Annotated in this window: 6 protein-coding genes and 1 rRNA gene; 2 read left to right on the top strand and 5 right to left on the bottom strand. The window is 64.0% G+C overall.

What is annotated here, in order from left to right:
• Window positions 1-194 precede the first annotated feature (194 nt).
• The 4 genes from tatC to VF497_RS05280 form a co-directional block, all read right to left on the bottom strand.
• Window positions 195-962: a twin-arginine translocase subunit TatC gene (gene tatC / locus VF497_RS05295; protein ID WP_330886589.1), complete on the bottom strand. Its 768-nt coding sequence runs from the start codon at window positions 960-962 to the stop codon at window positions 195-197.
• The gene (gene tatB, locus VF497_RS05290) at window positions 949-1,314 is read right to left on the bottom strand and encodes a Sec-independent protein translocase protein TatB (RefSeq protein WP_330886588.1); all 366 of its coding nucleotides are present in this window, start codon (window positions 1,312-1,314) and stop codon (window positions 949-951) included. The genes tatC and tatB overlap by 14 nt, the downstream gene beginning before the upstream one ends.
• 18 nt (window positions 1,315-1,332) lie before the next feature.
• Window positions 1,333-1,554 carry a Sec-independent protein translocase subunit TatA gene (gene tatA, locus VF497_RS05285; protein ID WP_330886587.1) on the bottom strand — a complete coding sequence of 74 codons (222 nt, stop codon included), beginning with the start codon at window positions 1,552-1,554 and terminating at the stop codon, window positions 1,333-1,335.
• A gap of 63 nt (window positions 1,555-1,617) precedes the next feature.
• Window positions 1,618-2,289: a lipid-binding SYLF domain-containing protein gene (locus tag VF497_RS05280; protein WP_330886586.1), complete on the bottom strand. Its 672-nt coding sequence runs from the start codon at window positions 2,287-2,289 to the stop codon at window positions 1,618-1,620.
• A 96-nt stretch (window positions 2,290-2,385) separates the two neighbouring features.
• Here VF497_RS05280 and hemH point away from each other — a divergent pair, with 96 nt between their 5' ends.
• Window positions 2,386-3,426 carry a ferrochelatase gene (gene hemH / locus VF497_RS05275; RefSeq protein WP_330886585.1) on the top strand — a complete coding sequence of 347 codons (1,041 nt, stop codon included), beginning with the start codon at window positions 2,386-2,388 and terminating at the stop codon, window positions 3,424-3,426.
• The gene (locus VF497_RS05270; protein WP_330886584.1) at window positions 3,413-4,312 is read left to right on the top strand and encodes an alpha/beta hydrolase; all 900 of its coding nucleotides are present in this window, start codon (window positions 3,413-3,415) and stop codon (window positions 4,310-4,312) included. Before hemH ends, VF497_RS05270 begins: the two co-directional genes overlap by 14 nt.
• A 106-nt stretch (window positions 4,313-4,418) precedes the next feature.
• Here VF497_RS05270 and rrf read toward each other — a convergent pair.
• Window positions 4,419-4,531 (bottom strand): 5S ribosomal RNA (gene rrf, locus VF497_RS05265); the annotation flags it as partial.

Genomic DNA, 4,531 nt, shown 5'->3' with positions numbered 1-4,531 from the left:
CGTTCTTTGCCATAGGGTACTCCGGATAGGGTGTTGGCGGCTTCGAGGTGATTGCGCAAACATTGTATACAGGAGCCGGTGAAATGCAACGTGCGGACGCAGCACAGTGCAAATTTTCACAATGATACAAAGTAGGCAGTGCGTGCCGACATCAGGAACCCTTCCCCTAGGCGCAAGCGCGGCGAGGGCAGCTCTCAGGTTCCGGTTGCGTCCGACCGCTGCTCGGGCTGCGATCGGGTCAGGATGCGCGCGCCGATGATGCCGAGCTCGTAGAGCACGCACATTGGAATCGCGAGCATCAACATCGACAGCGCGTCCGGTGGGGTGAGGAACGCGGCGATCACGAACGCGCCCACGATTGCATAGCGGCGGCTTTCGGCGAGTTGTGCCGGAGTCACCACGCCGACGAGGACGAGGATCAGCAGTACGACCGGAATCTCGAAGCAGAGGCCGAAAGCGAGAAACAGCAGCAGGGTGAAATCCAGGTATTTGCCGATGTCGGGCGATACGGTCACGCCTGCGGGCGCGAAGCCGGCAGTGAATTTGGCCACGGCGGGCAGCACGAGGAAGTAGGCGAATGCGCAGCCGATGTAGAACAGGATCACCGCCGAGACGAGGATCGGCACCGCAAGGCGTTTTTCGTGCTTGTACAGGCCGGGCGCGACGAAGGCCCAGAGCTGGTAGAGCACGACCGGCATCGCGAGCACGAGCGCGACGAAGAACGCGAACTTGACCGGGATCAGGAACGGCGAGATCACTTCGATCGCGATCATCGTGCCGCCCTGTGGCAGGTGCGAGACCAGCGGCAGGGCCAGCCAGCCGTACAGCTTGTTCGCGAAAGGCAACAGACACAGCAACACGACCATCACCGCGGCAACCGCCTTGAGCAGGCGTTCGCGCAGTTCGACCAGGTGCGAAATGAAACTCTGCTCGCCCTCGTCGCCGGATTCAGTGCTGCTCATGGCCGACGGCGTCCTGGGCTGGATTCGGAGGCGGCACCGGAGCTGCCGGCGGCGTGGTCGCCGCCTCGACATCGGCGGTGGTCTTTTCTATCGAGGAATGCACTTCAGCCGAGGCGTTGCGGATGTCGTTCTGCAGGCCGGCGGCGGCCTGCTTGGCTTCGTCGATGCTGCGCTTGAGATCTTCGGCCTGCAATTCGCGCTCGATTTCGTCGCGCACGCTCTGCCAGCTGTTGCGCGCGCGCCGCGCGAGCGCGCCCGCGGTACGCGCCACGCGCGGCAGGCGTTCGGGACCGAGCACGAGCAGGGCGACGACGGCGATCAGGCCGATTTCGCCGAAACTGAAATCGAACATGGCGAACGCTACGATCGGCTAGGGGGAGTCGACCTTGTCGGACTGGCTTTTCGCGTTCTCGCCCTGCGCCGGCGCGTCGGCCTTCAGCTGCGCCTGGCTGTCCGGATCGGCCATGCCCTTGCGGAAACCCTTGATCGCCTGGCCGACATCCTCGCCGATGTTACGCAGCCGCTTCGTGCCGAACACGAGGGCGACGATGACGAGAAGGATGAGCCAATGCCAGATGCTGAAACCACCCATAAACCCTCCAAAAACCATTACCACCGAGACTTGGGATGATATCGCATCGCGGACATGCCAGCGTCAGTGACCGTACTCTTCTAGCCGATCGCGAAAATCCACGATCGCGTTCGGCACATTGCTGACACCGCCGGCGAAAATGCGGCGTGGCGTGACGCCGGCGCCATAGACGGCCGCATTGGCGTCGTTGTCGATCGAGATCACCGAGCCGTCAAGCGCGGCGCCGGCGAACAGGCCGCGCGCGCGCGAATACGAAAAGATTTCCGCTTTCATCTGCGCATCGGTCGATGCCTGTGCGCTGCGTCCGACCGGGCCGGCGGCGGCCGAGGCATCCGCGCCGAGCGTGAATTTGCCGTGCACGATCGAATCGACGCCGCGCTGGGTGCGGAACACGAGGATGACGTCGGTCGAGGACACGCCTGCCTGGAAACCGATGCTGCCGCCCGACATCGAAATGAAGCTCGGATTACTCCAGCTTCCGTTCTCGGTCTTCACCGAGATCAACCCCAGACCATGGCGACCGCCGATGACGAGGCCGGCCTTGATCACGTCGGGAATCACGGCGACGGCGTAGGCGTTTGCGATCATGTCGCTGGGCAGGCCCTTGTCGGGCGCCTGGGTCAGATCGTGCAGCACGCGCACGGCATTTGCCGCACGCTGGTTTTCCGCCTCGCCCGCGAACGCGGCAGGCGTGCAACCCAGAATCAGTCCGACAGCGAACAGCCAGTTTTTCACATGCGTATCCTCGGTGCAGCGATGGGGGAAAAGTAAACCCGTGCGCATGAACATGCCGACAACCGGGCAGGCGGGACGCGCACGTATAATCGCGCGATGAGCGACATTATCGCGTCTCCGGCGGCTTCATGGCAGGTGTCCGTCGCGAAAACGGCGGTGCTTCTGGTCAACCTCGGCACGCCCGATGCGCCGACGACATCGGCCGTGCGTCGCTATCTCGCCGAATTCCTGTCCGACCGGCGCGTGATCGAGATGCCGCGCTGGCTGTGGTGGCCGATCCTGCACGGCGTGATCCTGCGCGTGCGGCCGGCGCGCTCGGCGCATGCCTATGCGAGCATCTGGACCGAGCAAGGTTCCCCGCTGCTCGTGCACAGCCGCGAGCTGACTGCAAAACTCCGCAACGCATTCGTACCCGACGGCGTGCGCGTGGAATTGGCCATGCGTTATGGCAATCCCTCCGTGCGCGAGACGATCGCGCGCCTGCATGCCGAAGGCGCGCGCCGCTTGCTGGTGTTGCCGTTGTATCCGCAATACGCCGCCGCTTCGACCGGCTCAGCCTTCGACGCGGCGACGCGCGCGCTGCAGGCGCAGCGCTGGCCGCTCGAACTGCGCTTCGTCAACGACTATCACGACGACACGCGCTATATCGATGCGCTCGCGGCGAGCGTGCGGACGTATCGGCAACAGAACGGCAGCGCGCAGAAGCTGCTGCTGTCCTTCCACGGTCTGCCGCAGCGCTGCATCGAGGCGGGCGATCCCTATCTGGATCAGTGTCGCGCCACGACGGCGCTGTTGCGCGCGAAACTCGGATTGAACAAGGACGAGTGCGCGTTGGGATTTCAGTCGCGTGTCGGCCGCGAAGTCTGGATCAAACCGTATACCGAAGAATTGCTCGATCGCTGGCCGGGCGAAGACGTGCGCAGGATCCAGGTGCTTTGTCCCGGCTTTGCAGTGGATTGCCTGGAAACGCTGGAGGAAATCGCGATACGCGATCGTGCGCGCTTCATCGCGGCGGGCGGGGAATCGCTCGACTACATTCCTGCGCTCAATGCCGGGCAAGCGCATGTCGAGACGCTTGCCGCGCTGATTCGGCGGCATCTGCGTGGCTGGACGGAGGAATCGCATGCTGGCGCGTGAACGCACGATAGCCACGCCCCACCTGCAACTGGCGGCGAAAGTATGGGGCGATCCCGCCCTGCCGCCGCTGCTTGCGGTCCACGGTTGGCTCGACAACGCCGCGAGTTTTGACGCATTGGCGCCGCTGCTCGCAACGCATTTCCACATCGTCGCGCTCGATCTGCCTGGTCACGGCCGCTCGCAGCACCGGCCAGCGGGTGTGCGTTACCACTTCGTCGACTATCTCGATGATGTGCTCGCCGCAGCGGATGCGCTGGGTTGGGAGAAATTCAGCCTGCTCGGCCATTCGCTCGGCGGCGGTATTGCGAGCTTTGTCGCCGCGGCATTTCCCGAGCGCGTCGAGAAGCTGTTCCTGATCGAAGTTGCCGGCGCGGTCAGCGCACCGGCCGAGAAATCGCTGGTGCAATTGCAGAAGGGCATCGTGCAGTTCAACGAGAACCCAAGCAAAGCATTGCGCGTGTTCACCGATGTCGAGGTCGCCGTCATGGCGAGGCGCAAGGCCGGCGATTTGTCGGATGCGGCAGCACGTGCGCTCGTGCTGCGCGGCGTCCGCGAAGTCGAGGGCGGCTGGTCATGGTCGTCCGATCCGCGCCTGATGCCGGCTTCGCCGCAACGCTTCACCGAAGATCAGGTGCTCGCGATTCTCGCCGGCGTACAGGCGCCGACGTTGTTCGTGCTCGCCGAACCGATGGCGATGCAGATTGCCGAAAGCCTGATGCTCGCGCGCGCGGCGCAGATGCCGAACGCGACCCTCGTGCGCCTGCCCGGAAACCACCATCTGCATCTGGAAGATGCGCAACCTGTGGCGAAGGCGATCATGGATTTCCTGGAGCACTCGCAGACACATCCGCGCAATGCAGGCTCCAGGCAGCGCATCGAGCCGTAAATCACCGGCGCCGCGCCACGGGAACAGCGCGAACGGCGCAGCCGGGCAGCGAAGGGCAGAAAAAGAAAACCCCCGAGCCTTTCGACTCGAGGGTTTTGGATGAAGCCCCTGGCAGTGACCTACTCTCACATGGCTTAAGCCACACTACCATCGGCGCGGGTGCGTTTCACTTCCGTGTTCGGGATGGGAACGGGTGGGACCACACTGCTGTTTCCGCCA

Source organism: Rudaea sp., from assembly GCF_036383415.1.
Taxonomy (GTDB): Bacteria; Pseudomonadota; Gammaproteobacteria; order Xanthomonadales; family Rhodanobacteraceae; genus Rudaea.
The sequence above is the reverse complement of the archived record's forward strand: the minus strand, read 5'-3'. Positions and strand labels throughout refer to the sequence as shown.

Bases quoted from the DNA above. Each gene is read 5' to 3' on its own strand.
- tatC (WP_330886589.1), bottom strand. From the start codon at position 962: ATGAGCAGCACTGAATCCGGCGACGAGGGCGAGCAGAGTTTCATTTCG.
- tatB (WP_330886588.1), bottom strand. From the start codon at position 1,314: ATGTTCGATTTCAGTTTCGGCGAAATCGGCCTGATCGCCGTCGTCGCC.
- tatA (WP_330886587.1), bottom strand. From the start codon at position 1,554: ATGGGTGGTTTCAGCATCTGGCATTGGCTCATCCTTCTCGTCATCGTC.
- hemH (WP_330886585.1), top strand. From the start codon at position 2,386: ATGAGCGACATTATCGCGTCTCCGGCGGCTTCATGGCAGGTGTCCGTC.
- VF497_RS05270 (WP_330886584.1), top strand. From the start codon at position 3,413: ATGCTGGCGCGTGAACGCACGATAGCCACGCCCCACCTGCAACTGGCG.